The organism is Streptomyces sp. NPDC006235 (assembly GCF_040613735.1).
Classification (GTDB): Bacteria; Actinomycetota; Actinomycetes; order Streptomycetales; family Streptomycetaceae; genus Streptomyces.
The window spans coordinates 32,219-51,791 of sequence record NZ_JBEXSR010000029.1; the positions used below are offsets into that span (position 1 = coordinate 32,219).

Sequence of the window (19,573 nt, forward strand, 5' to 3'; positions counted from 1 at the left end):
GGCCTCGCGGCCTTATGCCAACGCCATTGACCTTAAAACACAGGGCGGCGTTGTATCTCCCCCGAGGGCGCGCCACGTTCTTCGCGAAAAGGGAGTTTCTGTCATGCGTGTACTGCTCGTGGGTGCCGGAGGCGTGGGCGGCGCGATCACCCGGATCGCGGCCCGGCGGCCGTTCTTCGAGGCGATGGTGGTGGCCGACTACGACCGGGGCCGGGCCGAGGCGGCGGTCGCGGCGCTCGGCGGTGACGCGCGGTTCACAGCCGGGCAGGTGGACGCGGGCGACGAGCCGGCGGTCGCCGGGCTGCTGGCACGGCACCGCTGTGACGTCCTGCTGAACGCCACCGATCCCCGCTTCGTGATGCCGCTGTTCCGCGCGGCCCGCGCCGCGGGCGCCACCTATGTCGACATGGCGATGTCGCTGTCCCGGCCGCACGCCGAGCGCCCGTACGAGGAGTGCGGGGTCAAGCTCGGCGACGAGCAGTTCGCGCAGGCGGCCGACTGGGAGAAGGAGGGTGTGCTGGCCCTCGTCGGCATGGGCGTCGAGCCGGGTCTGTCGGACGTCTTCGCGCGGTACGCCGCCGACGAGCTCTTCGACGAGATCGAGGAGATCGGCGTCCGCGACGGCGCGAATCTGACCGTCGACGGCTACGGCTTCGCGCCCTCGTTCAGCATCTGGACCACCATCGAGGAGTGCCTGAACCCGCCGGTCGTCTACGAGGCCGGCCGGGGCTGGTTCACCACCGAACCCTTCAGTGAGCCCGAGGTCTTCGACTTCCCCGAGGGCATCGGGGAGGTCGAGTGCGTGAACGTGGAGCACGAGGAGGTGCTCCTTCTCCCGCGCTGGGTCGACGCGCGCCGCGTCACCTTCAAGTACGGCCTGGGCCGCGAGTTCGTCGAGACGCTGAAGACGCTGCACCTGCTGGGCCTGGACCGCACCGACCCGGTGACCGTGCCGGGACCGGACGGTCCGGTGGCGGTCTCGCCCCGGGACGTGGTCGCCGCGTGCCTGCCCGACCCGGCCACGCTCGGCGAGCGGATGCGCGGCAAGACGTGTGCGGGCACCTGGGTGCGGGGCGTGCGGGACGGGAAGCCGCGCGAGGTATACCTCTACCACGTGGTCGACAACCAGTGGTCCATGGCGGAGTACGGCTCCCAGGCCGTGGTGTGGCAGACGGCCGTGAACCCCGTCGTCGCGCTCGAACTCCTCGCCTCGGGCGCCTGGTCGGGCGCGGGTGTGCTCGGCCCGGAGGCCTTCCCGGCCCGCCCGTTCCTGGACCTGCTGACGGCCTACGGCTCGCCCTGGGGCATGCGCGAGCAGTGAGCGGTTCCGGGGCGGCGCTGTTTCACGAGGCGTCGACAGGTGACCCGAAAAGGAGCAATCATCCGAACGGGCACGTTTCTACTGCGATCGCAGGTGACTTCGATGGACAACTGGCGAGACCACGCTGCCTGCCGGCACGAGGACCCCGAGCTCTTCTTCCCGATCGGCACCTCCGGCCCGGCCCTCCTTCAGACGGAGCAGGCCAAGGCGGTGTGCCGGCGCTGCCCCGTCCAGGAGCAGTGCTTGCAGTGGGCGCTGGACACGGGGCAGTCCATCGGTGTGTGGGGCGGGACCAGCGAGACGGAACGGCGTGCGCTGAAGCGGCGGGCGGCGGCCCGGCGCCGCTCCGGCTGACGCCCCGGCACCACCCACCCCTGGGGGATTCAGCTGCGGCGCAGCGGCCCCCAGGGGTTCTCCTGCCGGGAGACCTCCGCCTTCGCCTCGTCGATCACCTGCTGGTCGATCCAGCACATCGGCCGGGCGTCGGTGACGAGCGGTTCGTTGTCGGGGCCGCGCGAGGTCTCCTTGCCCGCGAGCACCCAGGCCCGCACACCGGGCCCCTTCTCGTGCGGCAGATGGGCGTAGTCGTGCAGGCGGCGGGCCACCCACACCCGGACGGGCCGGTCCTCCCACCAGTCCTCGACGTCGAGCGGGTTGGCGGACAGGCCCGGCATGGACACGCCCGTCAGATCGTCGGTGCTGGACACGTCGCGGAGATCGGTCGCGGGGCCGCGGGACCAGCGGACGTACAGGCCTTGGTGCCGTTCGACCAGTTCGGTGAGCTCGGCGAGTGTGCGCACGACCGGCAGGTCGTCCGATCCACTCATGTCGTGACCTCCTCCCTCGACGCCGTCAGGCGGACGGAGTACCCGCTCGGCGCGAGCGGAATCGGCCCTTCGGCGCGGCCGGGCACCGTCACCCGGTCAGGGTTACGCTCGCGGCACCCTGTCCGTCGGAGCAGCACAGTCGCCGCAGCAGAAGGGGCCGAGCATGAGCGTCCGCGTCCGCCGCGTCTACGATCCGCCCGAGCCGGAGGACGGGGTGCGCGTCCTGGTCGACCGGCTGTGGCCGCGGGGTCTGGCGAAGGACGCGGCCCGGGTGGACGAGTGGCCCAAGGCGCTCACGCCGTCGACGGAGCTGCGCCGCTGGTACCACGCGGGCGAGGGCTCGTACGAGGAGTTCGCCGGGCGGTACGAGGCGGAACTGGCCGCCGGCGAGGCGGCCGAGGTCCTCGATCACGTTCGTGACCTGGTCCGCGCGGGCGACGTGACGCTGCTGACCGCGTCGAAGACGCCGGAGCAGAGCCACGCCGCGGTGCTGGCCCGCCTCCTGGGGAACTGAACGAGTGGGCCGTCCGGGCACGGTCAGGCGGTCTGCTTCGCCGCCGCCCGGCCCGCCGCCCGGCCCGAGAAGAGGCAGCCGCCGAGGAACGTGCCCTCCAGCGCGTTGTAGCCGTGGACGCCGCCGCCGCCGAATCCGGCGACCTCGCCGGCCGCGTACAGCCCCTCGACCGGCTTGCCGTCGGTGCCGAGGGCGCGGGAGTCGAGGTCGGTCTGGATGCCGCCGAGCGTCTTGCGGGTGAGGATGTGCAGCTTGACGCCGATGAGGGGGCCGGCCGCCGGGTCGAGGATGCGGTGCGGGGTGGCGACCCGGCCGAGGCGGTCGCCGATGTAGCGGCGGGCGTTGCGGATGCCCTGTACCTGGGCGTCCTTGGCGTAGGGGTTGGCGATCTGGAGGTCGCGGGCCTCGATCTGGCGCTTGATCCCGGCTGCCTCCAGGAGCGGCTTGTCGGTGAGCTCGTTCATCTTCTCGACGAGCTGTTCGACGCTGGGCGCGGTCACGAAGTCGGCGCCCTTGCGCAGGAACGCGTCGACCGGCCCGGGCGCGCCCTTGCCGAGGATGCGTTCCTTCAGGAACCCGGCGCGGTCCTTGGCGGTGATGTCGGGGTTCTGCTCGGAGCCCGACAGGGCGAACTCCTTCTCGATGATCTTCTGCGTGAGGATGAACCAGGAGTGGTCGTACCCGGCGATGTCCTCGGTGGTGCGCAGGTGTTTCAGGGTGCCGAGGGTGTCGTAGCCGGGCAGGTAGGGCCCGGGCAGGCGGCGGCCGAGGGCGTCGAACCACATCGAGGACGGGCCGGGCAGGATGCGGATGCCGTGGCCGGGCCAGATCGGGTCCCAGTTCCGCAGGCCCTCGGTGTAGTGCCACATGCGGTCCCGGTTGACCAGGCGTGCGCCCGCCTCGGCGCTGATGTCGAGCATCCGTCCGTCGACGTGGGCCGGTACGCCGGTGACCATCTCCCGCGGCGGGGTGCCGAGGCGCTCGGGCCAGTAGCGGCGGATGATGTCGTGGTTGGCGCCGATGCCGCCGCTGGTGACGACGACGGCCTGGGCGGTGAGTTCGAACTCGCCGATGGCGTCGCGGCTGGAGGCGACGCCCCGGGGTGAGGAGTCCTCGGCCAGGACGGTGCCGCGCACGCCTCGGGCGCTGCCGTCCTCCATGACCAGTTCGTCGACGCGGTGGCGGTGGTGGAAGGTGAGCAGTCCGTCGCGCGCGGCCTGCTTGGCGTAGCGGACGAAGGGCTCCACCACACCCGTGCCGGTGCCCCAGGCGATGTGGAAGCGGGGCACGGTGTTGCCGTGCCCGTGCGCCGTGAGGTCGCCGCGTTCGGCCCAGCCGACGGTGGGCAGGAACGTGATGCCGTGGCCGTTCAGCCAGGACCGCTTCTCCCCCGCGGCGAACTCGACATAGGCGCGCGCCCAGCGCACGGCCCAGGAGTCCTCGTCGTCCAGCCGGTCGAAGCCGGCGCTGCCGCGCCAGTCGCTCCAGGCCAGGTCGAAGGAGTCCTTGATGCCCAGGCGCCGTTGCTCCGGCGAGTCGACGAGGAACAGCCCGCCGAAGGACCAGAAGGCCTGTCCCCCGAGGTTGGCGGCGTTCTCCTGGTCGACGAGGGCGACCCTCCTGCCCCTGCTGGTCAGTTCGTGGGCGGCGACCAGGCCTGCGAGGCCCGCTCCGACGACGATGACGTCGGCGTCCATGGCGACGTTCCCTTCTTCAGTTCTGCCTGTGGTCGGGGGTGCCGCTGCCGTCGGTCAGCAGGGCCGTGAGCAGTTGCTTCAGCCAGACGCGGGCGTGCTCGACGTCCCGGTCCAGCAGCAGTTGCGTGGTGACGCCGTCGTAGGCCGCGACCACGGCGTGGGCGGCGCCGTCGGTGTCGCCCAGGACGGCGGGCAGGGCGATGTGCCCGCGGGCGCGGGCGAGCCGGTCGGCGATCGCCTGCCGCAGCCGCGCGCGGTGCTCCAGCAGGCTCCGGGCGACGTCCGGGTCGCGGGCGGCGTGCACCAGGAAGTCCGTCTTCACCAGGAGCCAGTCCCGGTCGAGGAGCAGCACGTCGGTGACGCGGTCCACGGCGGCCGGCACGTCGAGGGCGGGTCCGTCGAGGGCGAGGGCCCCGGACACCTGTTCCGCGATGAGGTCGGCCCTCTCCTGGTAGAGGGCGAAGAACAGCTCGTCGAGGCTGGAGAAGTTGGAGTAGAAGGCGCCTCTGCTGTAGCCGGCGGCCTCACAGACCTCCTCGATGGAGACATGTCCGAAGCCCTTGGCCGCGAACACGGTGAACGCCGCGTCCAGGAGGTTGGCGCGGGTGCGGACACGGCGCCTGGTCACCCGCCCGGTCGTTCCCTCCACGGCCATGCCCCGCCCCCTTTCGATACAGGACTGTATTCGATACATCGATGTATCGAAAGCCCTTCATCCCCTCCGCACACCAAGAAATCGATGGAACAAGTTTTCGATTAAGGGGTACTGTGAGTCCATGCACCTGCAGGGCTCCCTCTTCGACCAGACCGACGAGCTGCGGCTCGGGCCTCTCGACGGGATCAGCCGTACCCAGCTCGGCTTCGGCGCCTGGCTCGACGTCCTCCCCGGGTGGCTCAGCGGTTCCGACACGCTGTTCGAACAGTTGGCCGCCGAGGTGCCGTGGCGGGCGGAGCGGCGCACGATGTACGACCACGTCGTCGACGTCCCCCGGCTGCTCGCCTTCTACGGCGACGGGGACCCACTGCCGCACCCGGTACTGGCCGAGGCTCGCGACGCACTGAGCGCCCACTACGGCAAGGAACTGGGCGAGCCGTTCACCACGGCCGGCCTGTGCTACTACCGCGACGGCCGGGACAGCGTGGCCTGGCACGGCGACCGGATCGGCCGCGGGGCGCGCGAGGACACGATGGTCGCGATCCTGTCGGTGGGAGCGCCTCGGGACCTGCTGCTGCGGCCGATGCGGGGCGGTCGCGACTCCGTGCGCCGGCCGCTGGGCCACGGCGACCTGATCGTGATGGGCGGCTCCTGCCAGCGCACCTGGGAGCACTCCATCCCCAAGAGCACGCGCGCGACGGAACCGCGCATCAGCATCCAGTTCCGCCCGCACGGCGTGCACTGAGCCCGAACCGCCATGCCCCGCCGGTCCGTTGGGACGGACCTGGCCATTCCGCCCGCCGTGGGGTCTGCTTTCCTACTCTCGTCGGAACGGGACCACACCAATGCGGGGCGATCATGCGGGCAGACGTACACCACGTCGCGGACGGCACCTACCTGGTGCACGGCTCCCACACCAACTGGGTGATCCTCGTGGAGGGCGACGCCGTCACACTGGTCGACACCGGCTACCCCGGCGACCGGGAGCGGCTCCTCGCCTCGCTCGCCGAGGTGGGCAGCTCCCCTGAGGCGGTGGCGGCCGTGCTGATCACGCACGCGCACAACGACCACCTGGGCTCCGCCGAATACCTGCGCGCCACATACGGCACGCCCGTGTACCTGCACGAGGCCGAGGTGCCGCACGCGCGCCGGGAGTTCCTGCACCAGGTGTCCCTCGGGACGGTGCTGAGGAACGGCTGGCGCCCCGGGGTGCTGCCGTGGGCCGTGCACGCGCTGCGCGCCGGCGGCACGACGCACAACCCCGTCACGGCTCCCGAGCCGTTCCCGGCGGCGGGCCCGCTGGACCTGCCCGGGCGGCCCGTGCCGGTGCACACGCCGGGCCACACCGACGGGCACTGCGCGTACCACGTGCCCGGCACCGGTGTGCTGATCTCCGGCGACGCCCTGGTCAGCGGGCACGCCACCTCGCGGGTCGCGGGGCCGCAGCTGCTGCCGGACATGTTCCACCACGAGCGTCCGCGCGCCGTGGCCTCCCTGGACGTCCTCGCGGAACTGGAGGGCGAGCTGCTGCTGCCCGGGCACGGTCCGGTGCACCGCGGCTCGTTGCGGGACGCCGCCCACCGGGCCCGGGAGCGCGCCCTCTAATCTGAGGTGACGATCAGCGGCGAGACAAGGACACCCGGCGCATGGCACTTCAGATCAGCGCGACCAACCCGGAGCATCCCGCGCTTCTGCTGGAACTGCCGTGGGACCTGCCCCTGGAGGAATGGCCGGAGGAGTACCTCGTGCCGCTGCCCCGCGGCATCTCCCGGCACGTGGTGCGCTACTCCCGGGCCGGCGACGAGGTGATCGCCGTCAAGGAGCTGGCCGAGCGGCCCGCGCAGCGCGAGTACGGGCTGCTGCGCGACCTGGACCGGCTCGGCATCCCGGCGGTGGACCCGCTGGCCGTGGTCACCGGCCGTACCGACGCGGACGGCGCCCCGCTGGAGAGCGTGCTGATCACCCGGCACCTGGGCGGCTCGATGCCCTACCGCTCGATGTTCGAGACGACCATGCGCCCGGCCACCATGCACCGGCTGATGGACGCGCTCGCCGTGCTGCTGGTGCGGCTGCACCTGGCCGGGTTCGCCTGGGGCGACTGCTCGCTGTCCAACACCCTCTTCCGGCGCGACGCGGGCGCCTACGCCGCGTATCTGGTGGACGCGGAGACCGGTGACCTGCATCCGCAGCTCAGCTCCGGGCAGCGCGAGTACGACCTGGACCTCGCGCGCGTGAACATCAGCGGGGAGCTGCTGGACCTGGAGGCGTCCGGGGCGCTGCACCCGTCGGTGGACCCGATCGAGTTCGGCATGGAGATCTGCGCCCGCTACCGCGGCCTGTGGGACGAACTGACCCGCACCTCCGTCTACCCGGCCGGCAAGCACCACTACATAGAGCGCCGGATCCGCCGCCTGAACGACCTGGGCTTCGACGTCGCCGAGATGCAGATCGAGCACGCCTCGAACGGCGACACGGTCACCTTCGTGCCCAAGGTCGTCGACGCGGGCCACCACCAGCGGCAGCTGCTGCGGCTGACCGGGCTCGACGCCGAGGAGAACCAGGCCCGGCGGCTGCTGAACGACCTGGAGAGCTGGATGGCGACCCAGGACGACTACGCCCCGGGCGATCCTCTGGGTGCCCGCCCGGAGGTACTGGCCCACCGCTGGGTGCGGGAGGTGTTCCGGCCCACCGTGCGGGCGGTGCCGCCCGAACTGCGCGGTTCCATGGACCCGGCCGAGATCTACCACCAGCTCCTCGAACACCGGTGGTACCTGTCCGAGCGGGCCCAGCACGACATCGGCATCGAGACGGCGGTCGAGGACTACATCAAGAACATCCTCCCCAAGGCCCGCAAGACGCTCCAGCCGACGGCGGAATGAGCCGCACCTGCCGTCAGGCGTGCGGGACGACGGCGACCGGGCAGTCCGCGTGGTGCAGCACCCCGTGCGCCACCGAGCCGATGCGGGCCCCGACAGCCGTACGGTGGGCCCGTCGGCCGACCACCATCAGCTGGGCCGTCCCCGCCACCGACAGCAGCACCTGCCCTGCGCTGCCCATCTCCACGTGCTCCTCCACCGGCACGTCGGGGAAACGCTCCCGCCACGGCCGGACCGCGGCGGCCAGGGCCTTCTTCTCGTACGGTTCCAGTCCGCCGGCCTCGTCGAGGAGCTTCAGGGAGCCTGGGCTGTAGGCGAAGACGGGCGGCAGGGTCCAGGCCCGTACGACCCGCACGGTCGCCCCGCGCGCGGCAGCCGTCTCGAACGCGAACCGCAGCGCGTCGGCGCTGTCCTCCGGGTCGCCCTGCTGGCCCACGACGATCTCGCGCCCGGCGGCCTCGACCGAGGGCTGGTCACCGGCCCGGACGAGCACGACGGGCCGGGTGGTCTCGGCGATGACCTGCTGGCCGACCGAGCCGAGCAGGAAGCCGACGATCGGCCCGTGCCCGCGCGAGCCGAGCACCAGCAGCTCCGCATCGGCCGCCGCGGCGACCAGGGTGTCGACGACCGGGCCCTCCACGACGTCGGTGGTCACCTCCAGCTCCGGGTGCCGCTCGGAGACGGTCCCGACGGCTTCCGTCACGGCGCTGTGCACCCACTCCGCCTGGCTGTCCGCGTCGCCGGTGATCCCCGCTTCGAGCGCCTCCTGCGGCTGGAACCGCCAGGCGTGCACCACGCGCAGCGGCCGCTCGCGCCGCACCGCCTCACGGGCCGCCCAGGCCAGCGCGGCCAGACTCTCCTGCGATCCGTCGACGCCTGCCGCGATCGGACGTGTCATGCAGCTGCCTCCATCATGTCCAAGGTCCTTGCGTGCCGCCCAGTCTTCACCACCCTGCCCCGATGTCCCCGGAGCGGGGCGCGTGCTGAGGGTTCGTCGGAGTTGATCTCCGTATCGGAGCGCGGCGCGGCGATCGAACATACGATGGGCGGAGGTCGGCGCGGTGCCCCGGGGCGCCGTGCCGTGAGTCGACCGCCCGGTGTGGGGGACGTATGGCACAGGCCGCCGATGCGGCGCGGACCGTCATCATGACCGTGGACGACGATCCGGGGGTCTCCCGGGCCGTGGCCCGGGATCTGAGGCGGCGGTACGGCGCGTCGTACCGGATCGTGCGCGCGGAGTCCGGCGAGTCCGCGCTCGACGCGCTGCGGGAGCTGAAGCTGCGCGGCGATCTCGTGGCGGTGATCCTGGCCGACTACCGGATGCCGCAGATGAACGGCATCGAGTTCCTCGAACAGGCCCTGGACGTCTACCCGGGCGCCCGGCGGGTGCTGCTGACGGCGTACGCGGACACGAACGCGGCGATCGACGCGATCAACGTCGTCGACCTCGACCACTACCTGCTCAAGCCGTGGGACCCGCCCGAGGAGAAGCTCTACCCGGTCCTGGACGATCTGCTCCAGGCGTGGCGGACGAGCGACTTCCGGCCCGTGCCGAGTACGAAGGTCGTCGGGCACCGCTGGTCGGCGCGCTCTTCGGACGTGCGGGAGTTCCTGGCCCGCAACCAGGTGCCGTACCGCTGGTACTCCTCGGACGAGCCGGAGGGGCGGCGGCTGCTGGCCGCGGCCGGTGCGGACGGGATGCGGCTGCCGGTGGTCATCACTCCGGACGGGACGCCGCTGATCGAGCCGGAGGCCGTCGACCTCGCGGCCCAGGTCGGGCTGGCGACGACCCCGACGGCCGACTTCTACGACCTGGTCGTCATCGGCGGCGGTCCGGCCGGGCTCGGCGCTGCGGTCTACGGCGCCTCCGAAGGGCTGCGGACCGTGCTGGTGGAGCGGTCGGCGACCGGCGGGCAGGCGGGCCAGAGCTCCCGGATCGAGAACTACCTCGGCTTCCCCGACGGCGTGTCGGGGGCCCAGCTCACCGACCGGGCCCGGCGGCAGGCGGCGAAGTTCGGCGCCGAGATCCTCACCGCGCGCGAGGTGACGGCGCTGGAGGTCAACGGCGCCGCCCGGATCGTACGGTTCTCGGACGGCTCGGCGGTCGCCGCGCACAGCGTGATCCTGGCGACCGGCGTGTCCTACCGGCAGCTGTCGGCGCCCGGCTGCGAGGACCTGACCGGGTGCGGGGTGTTCTACGGGTCGGCCCTGACGGAGGCTCCCTCCTGTCAGGGGCAGGACGTGTACATCGTCGGCGGCGCCAACTCCGCCGGTCAGGCGGCGATGTACCTGGCGCGGGGCGCCAAGTCCGTGACGCTGCTGGTGCGCGGCGAGTCGCTGTCGGCGTCGATGTCGCACTACCTGATCCAGCAGATCGAGGAGTCCCCGAACATCCAGGTGCGCGCCCGCACGGTCGTCGAGGAAGCGCACGGCGACGGCCACCTGGAGCGGCTGACGCTGCGGGACGTGGACACCGGAGAGATTGAACAGGTCGACGCGCAGTGGGTGTTCGTGTTCATCGGCGCGGCCCCGCTGACCGACTGGCTGGACGGCACGGTGCTGCGGGACGAGCGCGGGTTCATCCTCGCCGGACCCGACCTGACCGCCGACGGCCGCCCGCCGGAGGGCTGGGAGCTGGACCGGCCGCCGTACCACCTGGAGACCAGTGTGCCCGGCGTGTTCGTGGCGGGCGACGCCCGCTCCGAGTCCGCCAAGCGGGTCGCGTCCGCCGTCGGAGAGGGAGCCATGGCCGTGATGCTCGTCCACCGTTATCTGGAGCAGTCGTGAGCGGGCAGCCCGCGCCGTGCAGCCCGCAGGAGATCGGCTCGCTGTTCCTGTTCGAGAAGCTCACGCCCGAGCAGCTGGGGCGGTTGTGCAGCGAGGGGCGGGTGGAGACGTTCGAGCCCGGCCCCGTCTACACCGAGGGGGACCCCGCCACCTGCTTCTACGTGCTGCTGGAGGGGACGGTCGTGCTGTACCGCCGGGTCGGCGGTGACGACGTGGAGGTGACGCGGACCTCCCAGCGCGGGGTGTACGCGGGGTCCATGCAGGCGTATCTGGGCGACCGGGTGCCGCAGGTCTACAACAACTCCATGCGCGTCACGGAGCCGACGCGGTTCTTCGTGCTGCCCGCCGACACGTTCGCGGGCATCATGCAGGACTGGTTCCCGATGGCGGTGCATCTGCTGGAGGGGCTCTTCTTCGGTACGAAGAACACCCAGCGGGCCATCGGGCAGCGCGAACGGCTGCTGGCGCTCGGCTCGTTGTCCGCCGGCCTCACCCACGAGCTCAACAACCCCGCGGCGGCGGCCGTACGGGCGACCGCGACACTGCGGGAGCGGGTGGGCAAGATGCGGCACAAGCTGGCGATCATCGCGCAGGGCTCGTACTCCCCCGAGGTCATGGCGAACCTCATCGACATCCAGGAACGCACCGCCGAACGCGTCGCCAAGGCCCCCACGCTGAGTCCGCTGGAGGCCTCCGACCGGGAGGACGCTCTCACCGACTGGCTCGACGACCACGGCATCCCGGACGGCTGGCGGATCGCGCCCACCTTCGTCCAGGCCGGTCTCGACCAGGACTGGCTGGACCAGGTCGCGGCGGCGGTGGCCGAGGAGATCCTGCCGAGCGCGATCGGGTGGCTCAACTACACGGTCGAGACCGAGCTGCTGATGGACGAGATCAACGACTCGACCACACGCATCTCGCATCTCGTCGACGCGGCCAAGCAGTACTCCCAGCTCGACCGGGCGCCTTTCCGACACGCCGATGTGCACGAACTCCTCGACAGCACGCTGCTGATGCTGTCGGGCAAGATCGGCCGGCAGATCAAGGTCGTCAAGGAGTACGACCGGACGCTGCCGAGCATCCCGGCGTACCCGGCGGAGCTCAACCAGGTGTGGACGAACCTGGTCGACAACGCGGTCTCCGCGATGAACAGCGCGGGCGGGGAAGGGACGCTGACCGTGCGGACGGCCCGGGACCACGACCGGCTGCTGGTGGAGTTCCGCGACACGGGCGTCGGCATCCCGCCGGAGGACCGGGGGCGGATCTTCGATCCGTTCTTCACGACGAAGCCGGTGGGTGAGGGGACCGGGCTCGGACTCGACATCTCCTGGCGGATCGTGGTCAACAAGCATCACGGGACGATCCAGGTGGAGTCGGAACCGGGGGACACGCGCTTCCAGGTGCTGCTTCCGCTGACAGCGGTCGAGGAGGAGTCGGCATGAGTGGTGAGAACGGGATCGACGGGGTCGACCCGGGTGCCGCGCCCAGCGGCAGCGGGTGTGCGGAGTGCGAGGCGGCCGGTGGGTGGTGGTTCCACCTCCGGCGGTGTGCGCAGTGCGGGCACGTGGGGTGCTGCGACAGTTCGCCCGCGCAGCACGCGACGGCTCATTTCAGGGAGTCGGGGCATCCGCTGGTGCAGAGCTTCGAGCCGGGTGAGGGCTGGTACTGGGACTACTCGACGAACGAGTTGTACGAGTCGGGGCCGGAGCTGGCCGGGCCGGTGAGTCATCCTGCGGATCAGCCGGTGCCGGGGCCTGCGGGGCGGGTGCCGGATGATTGGGCGAGGGTTTTGCGGGCCTAGGAGCTCGGGTCTCATGGTTTCGTGGCGGCTGCGGGTTGTACGTGGTTGATCGCGCCCACGCGGCGGAGCCGCATAGTGTCACAGCCCCGCGCCCCTGAAAAAAGAAGGTTGGTTCTGTGCCGCAGGCTTCATCTGTCACGCCCGTCATCGGGAGGGATGCCGAACTCACGCGGCTTTCCAGGGTGCTGGAGCGTGCGCGCGGGGGTGAGGCGCGGGCCGTGCTGGTCGCCGGGGATGCCGGGGTCGGCAAGACACGGCTGCTGGATGAGGTCGGGGGACGGGCCGCCGAATCAGGCATGACCGTGGTCACCGGGCACTGCGTGGATCTCGGTGACGTCGGGCTGCCCTATCTGCCGTTCACCGAGATCCTGGGCGTGCTCGCCGCCGACGAGCGGTTCGCTTCCGCCCTGGCCGCTCATCCGGTGGTCGAGCGGCTGCTGGGGGCCGGGACCGATTCCGCCCGGGACGTCGACGGGCGGCTGCGGCTGTTCGAAGGGATGGCGGGGCTGCTGACCGATGTGGCGGATGTCGCGCCCCTGCTGCTCGTGCTGGAGGATCTGCACTGGGCCGACCAGTCGTCGCGGGATCTGCTGCGGTTCCTGCTCGGCCGGGGTGTTCTGCGGCACCGGCTGGCGGTGTTCGCCTCGTACCGCGCGGACGACCTGCACCGGCGCCACCCGCTGCGGCCGCTGCTGGCGGAGCTGATACGGCTGCCCTCCGTGGAGCGGCTGGAGCTGCGGCCGCTGGGCGATGCGGATGTGGCCCGGCTGGTGCGTCACCTCGAACGGCGTCCGCTGGCGGACGCCACGGTGCGGCGGATCGTGGAGCGGGCCGAGGGGAACGCCTTCTACGCGGAGGAGTTGCTCGCGGCCACGGACACGGAGTCCGGCGGGGTGCCCAGCGGGCTGGCCGAGGTGCTGCTGATCCGCTTCGAGCAGCTGTCCGACACCGCGCAGCAGGTGCTGCGGACCGCGGCCGTCGCCGGGCGCCGCGTGGAGCACGAGCTGCTGCGGCGGGCGGTGGGGCTGCCCGAGGAGGAGCTGGAGTCGGCGCTGCGGGAGGCGGTGGGGCGGCAGTTGCTCGTCGCCGGGGACGACGACACGTACTCCTTCCGGCACGCCCTCGCCCGTGAGGCCGTCTACGCCGATCTGCTTCCCGGGGAGCGGGCGCGGTTGCACGGCGCGTTCGCCCGGCTGCTCGCCGCGCAGGGCCGGGCCGCGGAGAGCGCCGCCGAGCGGGCCCACCACTACCGGGAGAGCCACGACCTCGCCGAGGCGCTGGCCGCCTCCCTGGACGCCGCCGATCACGCCCAGCGGGTCGGGGCGCCGGCCGAGGAGCACCGGCATCTGGAAGCGGCCCTCGACCTGTGGCCGGCGGTGAGTGCCGAGGCGCGGCCCAAGGGCGGGGGCGTCGACCGGGTGACGCTGACGTTGCGGGCCTCGGCGGCGGCCGCGCACGCCGGGGAACTGCACCGGGCGGTCTCCCTCACGCGGTCCGCACTGGCGGAACTCGGCCAGGACGCCGACTCCGAGCTGGCCGCCCGGGTCCGCTACACCCTCGCCGGGAACCTGCTGAGCGTGGACAGCCTGACGGCGGCGTTCGCCTACAGCAGCGAGGCCCTGGCGATGATCCCCGAGGATCCGCCGTCGCGTACGTGGGTCTGGGCCGCGGCCACGCATGCCATGGCCGCACGCCACGTCGGGGGGAACGAGACCGCGCTGCGGGTCGCCCGGAAGGCCCTGAGCGTGGCCGAGGAACTGCGGATGACCGACGCCCAGGCGGACCTGCTGATCTCCCTGGCCGTCTTCGACGGAGGCGGACGGCGCGGCCCCGAGGGCCGTCAGCGGCTGCTGCGGGCCCGGGAGCTGGCCCGGAGTGCGGGCAACGCGGCCGTGGAGCTGCGCGCCCTGTTCAACCTCGCCATGGGCTACTACGAGTCCGGTGCGCTGGCGGAGTGCGTGCCCTGGCTGACGGAAGGCCTGGACCGGGCCCGGCGCGCCGGGCTGCTGTCGTCCCCGTATCCGCTGGAGATGCGGTATCTGCGGCTGGTGGTGCTCCATGTGCTGGGCCGCTGGGACGAGTGTGTGCGGGCGGCGGCGGCCGATGCCGACGTGCTGCCGGCCGCCGGCGCGTACACGGTCGGTCCCGTGCTGTACGTCGCCCTGGCGCGGGGCGACATGACGGCCGCCGACCGGGCGCGTGCCCTGCTGGAGGGGCCCTTCGACTGGATGGCCACCCTGGTCGCGGGCATCGTGCTCACCGACGCCGCGGCGCTGCGCCGTGATCCCGAGGACGCGGTGCGGTGGACCCGGTCCACGGTCGCGGCCCTCACCGACGAGTCGGGGGCCCGCCCGGACGTCGCGGTCCGGCTCGCCGCCCTGGCGTTGTCAGCGGTGGCCGACGCGGCCGCCGAGCCCCGGTCGGCCGGCGACAAGGCGACGACCCGCCGCTGGACGGACACCGCGGCCGAACTGGTGGAACTGGCGCGAGCCACCGCCACCCACCCCGAGCACGGCACTCCACAGGGCCCCGAGGGGCAGGCGTGGCTGGCCCGTGCCGAGGCGGAGTGGATCCGAGTCGTCTCGGGGCCTGACGCCGCGGCCTGGTCTCGGGCGCTGACGGCGTTCGGCTTCGGCGACGTCTACGAGCAGGCGCGCTGCCGGCTGCGGTACGCCGAGGCCCTGGTCGCGGCCGGGCGTCGCGAGGAGGCGGCGGCCGAGGCCCGTGAGGTCCGGGAGACCGCCGACCGCCTCGGCGCCACGCCGCTGCGGGAGCAGGTGGACGCCCTGGTCCGGCGCGGGCGCCTGGCGGACACGCCGGACGCCGAGGAGCGCGCCGGTGTGCTCACCGCACGCGAGCGGGAGGTGCTGCGGCTGCTCGCGCTCGGCCGCAGCAACCGGCAGATCGGCGAGGAGCTGTTCATCAGCGGCAAGACGGCGAGCGTCCACGTCTCCAACATCCTCGCCAAGCTGGGTGCGTCGAGCCGCGGCGAGGCCGTGGCGGTCGCCTACCGGGAGGGGCTGATCACCCCGGAGCCGTCGGCGTCCGGCTGACCGGCCGGACGCCGTGCGGGCCGCAGGAGGGGGGCGGCACCCGGTGAGGTGGCTGTATCCCTGACCCGGGCTACCGGCTCGGGCAGTCGAGGCTCTCCGGATCGACGGCGTCGGCCATCGCCCGCATGCCCTTGTCGTTGGGGTGCAGATGGTCTCCGCCGTCGAAGGCGGGGCGGATCCGCTCGGGGTCGTCGGGGCTGCGCAGGACGCGGTCGAAGTCGGTGACCGCGTCGAACGCGCCGCTGGTGCGGAGGAAGGCGTTGACCTTCCGGCGCACGGCTTCCCCGGCGGGGTCCCATTCCCGCCAGCCCTTGTAGGGAGCGATCGTGGCGGCGACGACGCATTTCCCGGCCGCGTGCACCCGGCGGGCCAGCGCGCGGTACCCGGCGATGAGTTCCTCCGCCGTGGCGCCGGGCTCGGCCTTGATGTCGTTGACTCCCTCGAAGAGGAACACCGTGCGCAGGCCCGGCAGTGCGAGCACATCGCGTGACAGGCGGTTCAGGGCGCTCTGTCCGGGGTCGTCGGCGAGGACCTTGTTGCCGGCGATGCCCGCGTTGGCCACTGCCTTGACGGTCGTCGTGGGGGACGCGCGCAGCCGGCGGGCGAGGTAGTCGGGCCAGCGGCGGTTGAGGTCGGTCGTCGAGTGCCAGCCGTCGGTGATCGAGTCGCCGAGGGCGGCCACGGTGCCCGCCGCGGGGCGGGGCCGCACGGTGACGGCGTCGAGGTAGAACCAGGAGCCGGTCCGCTGCGCCCAGTGGGCGCCGCTCTCCTCCGCGGTGTGGTCGCCGTCGGTGGTGTACGACGTCTGCATCGCCAGCCAGTGCCCGGTGAGCACCCCGCCCGCCCGCGGCACGTAGAGGCTGACGGCGAGATTGCTCGCGGCGGGGACGCGGACGGGCAGCGGGTCGCTGTAGACGATGCCGCCGGCGGGGACCGTGACGGAGGGGGCGCCGCCGAAGGTCAGGCGCCGGTTGCTGCCGGGGACGAGTGCGGCTCCGTCACGCTGGAGCCCCGCGTGGACGCTGCCGAACGTCACCGGCTGGTCCCCGAAGGCGTTGGACAGCCGCACCCTCAGGCCGGTGCCGCCGACGCTGGTGTGCACGACCAGCCGGTAGCCGCGGCCGTCGACCGCGGCCCCGACGCGGCCGGCGGAGGAGGCCCACGTGACGACGTCGTTCCTGGCGCCCGCCGGGGCGCCGGCCGGCGGGGACGGTTCGTCGCCTTGGGGTGTCCCACCGGAACCGCAGCCCAGTGCGAGGCACAAGGAGAGGGCGGCCGCGGCGGTGCGGCCGCGGGGGCGTGCGGTGCGGGGCATCGGGGGCGCTCCTTCGGCCGGTGTGCACGGTCGGGCGGTGTCATGGGGGCGAGTTCCCGCAGCGTCGCGGAGCCACCGGGAGCAAGCCCGGCACTCCGTGCCGCCCCGGCGTACGACACGGTAACGGTGCGGGCCTCCGGCACGGTGCGGGGGTGCCGACGCGTGTGCCGGTCCGGGAGTTGCCGACTGGTCTTCGAGATGCTGCGGGCGGACATCAGCTTCAAGGCCGCGGGTGGGCACCGGCTTCAGGGCCGTGGGTGGGCGCCGGCCTCACGGCCGCAGGCGGACACCCGCCTCGCGACCGCGGGTTGGCACCGGCCTCACGGCCGTGCGTGGACGCCGGTTTCACCGCCATGGGCCGGGGCTGACGTGGGAACCCTCGCGCTGCCACGGCCGTTGTCGGGGCACGGTGTCCTCGTGGGGAGGCCGGGACGACGAGGAGCAGGGGGGCGTGATGGACGAGTTGGTCCCCGGTGGCAATCTGCCGCTTCCGGGCGGGGCGGTGACCGTCCGGGTGCCCGGCCCGTTCGACGTGTCCGCGCTCGTCACGGACGACGGCGGAAAGGTGCGGGGCGACGGCGACTTCGTCTTCTACAACCAGCCGGCCGCGCCGGGCGCGGCGCTGCGGGGCGACGCGCTCACCGTGGACCCGGCGGGACTGCGTGCCGGCGCCACCCGGGTCACCGTCGCCGTCAGCCCCGCCGAGCCCGGAACCGCCCTCGGTCGCCTGCCCTCCCCCACACTGCACGTCACCGACGCGGCGGGCCGCCCGCTCGCCCGGTTCACCCCGCCGCGCCCCCGGCAGGAGACGGTCCTGCTCCTCGCGGAGCTCTACCGGCGCGGTGACCGCTGGAGGCTGCGCGCCCTGGGCCAGGGGTACGCCGACGGACTGGCGGGACTCGCCCGGGACTTCGGCGTCGACGTCGTGGACGATCCGCCCGCACCCGTGCCGGGCTCGGCGGCGACCGGCGGGCCGGGCACCGCGCGGCCAGTCCGGTTCGGCGGCCGGGATCAGCGAGCAGCCCACGCGCCCGCCCCGGGGCCGACGGCGGTCCCGGCCGCGCGGCGACCGACCGGGAGCGGGCCCCCGGGTCCTCCCGCCTCCGCACAGCACGCCCCCGACCCGGACGGCTTCGCCGCCCAGGTCAACTCCGCCCGCGTCGCAGCCGGTTCACCACCGGTCTCACTCGACCCCCGGCTCGTGACCGCGGCGCGGGCCCACGCCGCGGCCATGGCCGCGTCCGGACGACTCGGCGTCGAGAGCCGCGACGGCGTGTCGGTCTACCAGCGGGCCGTCGGCGCCGGGTACGCGTACCTCACCGTCGGAGAACACCTGGTGTCCGGCCCGCGCACCACCGCCGAGTTCGTCGCGTACTGCCTGCGCGCGGAGGGGCCCCGCCGCACGCTGCACGACCCGGCGTTCACCCACACCGGGGTGGCCCACGTCCACGACGGACCCACCGGCGACACCTACTGGACCGCGCTGTGGGCCCGTCCCCTCACGCCGGAGGGGCTGGCCGGCGCGGCGGCGGCCGTCACCGACCTCACCAATCGCGAGCGCGCCCGCGCCGGACTCCCGCCCCTGGCCGCCGATCCCCTGCTCACCGCCGCCGCCCAGGCGCACAGCGCCGACATGGTGGCCCGCGACTTCTACGCGCACACCGCGCCCGGCGGCAGCCGGCCCTGGGACCGGGCCGCCGCCGCGGGCTCCACCCGGCGTTCCATCGGCGAGAACATAGCCTGCGGCCAACGTTCTCCCGCCGAGGTGGTTCAGGGCTGGATGAACAGCCCCGGCCACCGGGCCAACATCCTCAAGCCCGGCTTCACACACGTCGGCGTCGGTTTCGCCGGCGGCGGCCGCGCGGGCACGTACTGGACGCAGCTCTTCGGCGGCTGACACCGCGCCCCCGCGCGCCCTGCCCGTCACTCGCCCCCCGATCTTGGCGGAGGGGGACGCTCCGGGCGAGGATGCGCGTATGAAGGGTGACCTCTTTTCCAGCAGGCACATGGCACAGCCGGCCGTCGCACCGGGTATGACGGTCGAGAACGCCAAGTGCCTCCGCTACACGGTGAACGGCGAGATGCTCGCCCGACAGGGCGCGATGATCGCCTACCGCGGCAACCTCCAGTTCGAGCGCAAGGGCCAGGGCGTGGGCGGCATGCTCAAGCGCGCGGTCACCGGGGAGGGACTTCCGCTGATGGCCGTGCGCGGGCAGGGTGAGGCCTGGTTCGCCCACGAAGCGCAGAACTGCTTCATCGTCGACGTCGAACCCGGCGACGAGTTCACGGTCAACGGCCGTAACGTCCTGTGCTTCGACGCCACGTTGTCCTACCGCATCGCGACCGTGAAGGGCGCCGGCATCACCGGCGGCGGCCTGTTCAACAGTGTCTTCACCGGGCAGGGCAGGCTGGGGCTGATCTGCGAGGGCAACCCGCTGGTCATCCCGGTCTCACCGCAGTATCCGGTGTACGTCGACACCGACGCGATCGTGGGCTGGACGGCGGGTCTCCAGACCACGCTGCACCGCTCCCAGTCCATCGGCTCGATGCTGCGCGGCGGCTCCGGCGAGGCCGTCCAACTGGTGCTCCAGGGCGAGGGATACGTCGTCGTGCGGCCGAGCGAGGCGACTCCGCAGAAGGCCGGCCAGCACTGAGGTCCCCACGGTGATCTGCGCCTCACAGGCAACCCCGTCCGTACGGTCGACGTCTTGATCCACAACAGGTGAT

At 72.8% G+C, this 19,573-nt stretch carries 17 protein-coding genes; 12 read left to right on the forward strand and 5 right to left on the reverse strand.

The genetic code is table 11. The features are described 5' to 3' along the window. The first annotated feature begins 103 nt into the window (after positions 1-103). Together ABZ192_RS28405 and ABZ192_RS28410 are read left to right on the forward strand one after the other, a co-directional pair. Positions 104-1,321, forward strand: coding sequence for a saccharopine dehydrogenase C-terminal domain-containing protein (locus tag ABZ192_RS28405; RefSeq protein ID WP_356927319.1), 1,218 nt, complete (start codon positions 104-106; stop codon positions 1,319-1,321). Positions 1,322-1,423: 102 nt separating this feature from the next. Further along, positions 1,424-1,675: a WhiB family transcriptional regulator gene (locus tag ABZ192_RS28410; protein WP_010033226.1), complete on the forward strand. Its 252-nt coding sequence runs from the start codon at positions 1,424-1,426 to the stop codon at positions 1,673-1,675. A 29-nt stretch (positions 1,676-1,704) separates the two neighbouring features. Here the strand turns inward: ABZ192_RS28410 and ABZ192_RS28415 are convergent, their stop codons facing one another. Further along, on the reverse strand, positions 1,705-2,148 hold the full coding sequence (locus ABZ192_RS28415) for a DUF6098 family protein (protein WP_020269227.1): 444 nt from the start codon (positions 2,146-2,148) through the stop codon (positions 1,705-1,707). A 163-nt stretch (positions 2,149-2,311) separates the two neighbouring features. On the opposite strand from ABZ192_RS28415, the gene ABZ192_RS28420 reads away from it, so the two are divergent. Then, positions 2,312-2,662 carry a DUF488 family protein gene (locus tag ABZ192_RS28420; RefSeq protein WP_356927320.1) on the forward strand — a complete coding sequence of 117 codons (351 nt, stop codon included), beginning with the start codon at positions 2,312-2,314 and terminating at the stop codon, positions 2,660-2,662. A 23-nt stretch (positions 2,663-2,685) separates the two neighbouring features. Here ABZ192_RS28420 and ABZ192_RS28425 read toward each other — a convergent pair whose 3' ends face one another. Then, a complete protein-coding gene (locus ABZ192_RS28425) occupies positions 2,686-4,359 on the reverse strand; it encodes an FAD-binding dehydrogenase (protein ID WP_356927321.1) in 1,674 nt (557 codons plus the stop codon). Positions 4,360-4,375: 16 nt separating this feature from the next. Next, positions 4,376-5,014: a TetR/AcrR family transcriptional regulator gene (locus tag ABZ192_RS28430; RefSeq protein WP_356927322.1), complete on the reverse strand. Its 639-nt coding sequence runs from the start codon at positions 5,012-5,014 to the stop codon at positions 4,376-4,378. Positions 5,015-5,135: 121 nt separating this feature from the next. Here ABZ192_RS28430 and ABZ192_RS28435 point away from each other — a divergent pair, with 121 nt between their 5' ends. The 3 genes from ABZ192_RS28435 (at position 5,136) to ABZ192_RS28445 (ending at position 7,893) form a co-directional block, all read left to right on the forward strand. Further along, on the forward strand, positions 5,136-5,759 hold the full coding sequence (locus tag ABZ192_RS28435; protein ID WP_356927323.1) for an alpha-ketoglutarate-dependent dioxygenase AlkB: 624 nt from the start codon (positions 5,136-5,138) through the stop codon (positions 5,757-5,759). A gap of 113 nt (positions 5,760-5,872) precedes the next feature. After that, the gene (locus ABZ192_RS28440) at positions 5,873-6,619 is read left to right on the forward strand and encodes an MBL fold metallo-hydrolase (RefSeq protein ID WP_356927324.1); all 747 of its coding nucleotides are present in this window, start codon (positions 5,873-5,875) and stop codon (positions 6,617-6,619) included. A 41-nt stretch (positions 6,620-6,660) separates the two neighbouring features. Then, entirely contained in the window at positions 6,661-7,893 is a 1,233-nt protein-coding gene (locus ABZ192_RS28445; protein WP_356927325.1) for a DUF4032 domain-containing protein, read from the forward strand. A 13-nt stretch (positions 7,894-7,906) separates the two neighbouring features. Here ABZ192_RS28445 and ABZ192_RS28450 read toward each other — a convergent pair whose 3' ends face one another. Then, positions 7,907-8,788, reverse strand: a complete 882-nt coding sequence (locus ABZ192_RS28450) for a universal stress protein (protein WP_356927326.1) — start codon at positions 8,786-8,788, stop codon at positions 7,907-7,909. A 212-nt stretch (positions 8,789-9,000) separates the two neighbouring features. Between ABZ192_RS28450 and ABZ192_RS28455 the strand changes: the two genes are divergently transcribed. The 4 genes from ABZ192_RS28455 (at position 9,001) to ABZ192_RS28470 (ending at position 15,531) form a co-directional block, all read left to right on the forward strand. Next, entirely contained in the window at positions 9,001-10,677 is a 1,677-nt protein-coding gene (locus tag ABZ192_RS28455) for an FAD-dependent oxidoreductase (RefSeq protein WP_356927327.1), read from the forward strand. Then, positions 10,674-12,119: an ATP-binding protein gene (locus ABZ192_RS28460; RefSeq protein WP_356927328.1), complete on the forward strand. Its 1,446-nt coding sequence runs from the start codon at positions 10,674-10,676 to the stop codon at positions 12,117-12,119. Before ABZ192_RS28455 ends, ABZ192_RS28460 begins: the two co-directional genes overlap by 4 nt. Further along, positions 12,116-12,478: a UBP-type zinc finger domain-containing protein gene (locus ABZ192_RS28465; protein ID WP_356927329.1), complete on the forward strand. Its 363-nt coding sequence runs from the start codon at positions 12,116-12,118 to the stop codon at positions 12,476-12,478. The genes ABZ192_RS28460 and ABZ192_RS28465 overlap by 4 nt, the downstream gene beginning before the upstream one ends. Before the next feature lie 116 nt (positions 12,479-12,594). After that, entirely contained in the window at positions 12,595-15,531 is a 2,937-nt protein-coding gene (locus ABZ192_RS28470) for an AAA family ATPase (RefSeq protein ID WP_356927330.1), read from the forward strand. A 70-nt stretch (positions 15,532-15,601) separates the two neighbouring features. Here the strand turns inward: ABZ192_RS28470 and ABZ192_RS28475 are convergent, their stop codons facing one another. Beyond that, positions 15,602-16,846 carry an SGNH/GDSL hydrolase family protein gene (locus tag ABZ192_RS28475; RefSeq protein ID WP_356927331.1) on the reverse strand — a complete coding sequence of 415 codons (1,245 nt, stop codon included), beginning with the start codon at positions 16,844-16,846 and terminating at the stop codon, positions 15,602-15,604. A 454-nt stretch (positions 16,847-17,300) separates the two neighbouring features. Here ABZ192_RS28475 and ABZ192_RS28480 point away from each other — a divergent pair, with 454 nt between their 5' ends. Continuing rightward, positions 17,301-18,743, forward strand: coding sequence for a CAP domain-containing protein (locus tag ABZ192_RS28480; protein WP_356927332.1), 1,443 nt, complete (start codon positions 17,301-17,303; stop codon positions 18,741-18,743). Positions 18,744-18,822: 79 nt separating this feature from the next. Beyond that, positions 18,823-19,500, forward strand: a complete 678-nt coding sequence (locus ABZ192_RS28485; RefSeq protein ID WP_356927333.1) for an AIM24 family protein — start codon at positions 18,823-18,825, stop codon at positions 19,498-19,500. The last annotated feature ends 73 nt before the right edge of the window (positions 19,501-19,573 follow it).

Coding starts and splice junctions, on each gene's coding strand:
- ABZ192_RS28405 (WP_356927319.1), top strand. CDS start 104: ATGCGTGTACTGCTCGTGGGTGCCGGAGGCGTGGGCGGCGCGATCACC.
- ABZ192_RS28410 (WP_010033226.1), top strand. CDS start 1,424: ATGGACAACTGGCGAGACCACGCTGCCTGCCGGCACGAGGACCCCGAG.
- ABZ192_RS28415 (WP_020269227.1), bottom strand. CDS start 2,148: ATGAGTGGATCGGACGACCTGCCGGTCGTGCGCACACTCGCCGAGCTC.
- ABZ192_RS28420 (WP_356927320.1), top strand. CDS start 2,312: ATGAGCGTCCGCGTCCGCCGCGTCTACGATCCGCCCGAGCCGGAGGAC.
- ABZ192_RS28425 (WP_356927321.1), bottom strand. CDS start 4,359: ATGGACGCCGACGTCATCGTCGTCGGAGCGGGCCTCGCAGGCCTGGTC.
- ABZ192_RS28430 (WP_356927322.1), bottom strand. CDS start 5,014: ATGGCCGTGGAGGGAACGACCGGGCGGGTGACCAGGCGCCGTGTCCGC.
- ABZ192_RS28435 (WP_356927323.1), top strand. CDS start 5,136: ATGCACCTGCAGGGCTCCCTCTTCGACCAGACCGACGAGCTGCGGCTC.
- ABZ192_RS28440 (WP_356927324.1), top strand. CDS start 5,873: ATGCGGGCAGACGTACACCACGTCGCGGACGGCACCTACCTGGTGCAC.
- ABZ192_RS28445 (WP_356927325.1), top strand. CDS start 6,661: ATGGCACTTCAGATCAGCGCGACCAACCCGGAGCATCCCGCGCTTCTG.
- ABZ192_RS28450 (WP_356927326.1), bottom strand. CDS start 8,788: ATGACACGTCCGATCGCGGCAGGCGTCGACGGATCGCAGGAGAGTCTG.
- ABZ192_RS28455 (WP_356927327.1), top strand. CDS start 9,001: ATGGCACAGGCCGCCGATGCGGCGCGGACCGTCATCATGACCGTGGAC.
- ABZ192_RS28465 (WP_356927329.1), top strand. CDS start 12,116: ATGAGTGGTGAGAACGGGATCGACGGGGTCGACCCGGGTGCCGCGCCC.
- ABZ192_RS28475 (WP_356927331.1), bottom strand. CDS start 16,846: ATGCCCCGCACCGCACGCCCCCGCGGCCGCACCGCCGCGGCCGCCCTC.
- ABZ192_RS28480 (WP_356927332.1), top strand. CDS start 17,301: ATGGACGAGTTGGTCCCCGGTGGCAATCTGCCGCTTCCGGGCGGGGCG.
- ABZ192_RS28485 (WP_356927333.1), top strand. CDS start 18,823: ATGAAGGGTGACCTCTTTTCCAGCAGGCACATGGCACAGCCGGCCGTC.